Consider the following 548-nt stretch of genomic DNA (forward strand, 5'->3'; position numbering starts at 1 on the left):
AACGTAATCTTACAAACCCAAGGTTTGTATTCCGAAATAATCCTTAGAAAGGAGGTGATCCAGCCGCACCTTCCGATACGGCTACCTTGTTACGACTTCACCCCAATCATCTATCCCACCTTCGGCGGCTGGCTCCAAAAGGTTACCTCACCGACTTCGGGTGTTACAAACTCTCGTGGTGTGACGGGCGGTGTGTACAAGGCCCGGGAACGTATTCACCGCGGCATGCTGATCCGCGATTACTAGCGATTCCGGCTTCATGTAGGCGAGTTGCAGCCTACAATCCGAACTGAGAACGACTTTATCGGATTAGCTCCCTCTCGCGAGTTGGCAACCGTTTGTATCGTCCATTGTAGCACGTGTGTAGCCCAGGTCATAAGGGGCATGATGATTTGACGTCATCCCCACCTTCCTCCGGTTTGTCACCGGCAGTCACCTTAGAGTGCCCAACTAAATGATGGCAACTAAGATCAAGGGTTGCGCTCGTTGCGGGACTTAACCCAACATCTCACGACACGAGCTGACGACAACCATGCACCACCTGTCAC

At 52.4% G+C, this 548-nt stretch carries 1 rRNA gene; it reads right to left on the reverse strand.

Annotation, left to right across the window (positions count from 1 at the left end):
• Positions 1-47 precede the first annotated feature (47 nt).
• Positions 48-548: ribosomal RNA gene (locus ACEVFT_RS01245) — 16S ribosomal RNA — on the reverse strand; the annotation flags it as partial.

It is taken from the genome of Lysinibacillus sp. PWR01 (assembly GCF_043359455.1).
Classification (GTDB): Bacteria; Bacillota; Bacilli; order Bacillales_A; family Planococcaceae; genus Lysinibacillus; species Lysinibacillus fusiformis_F.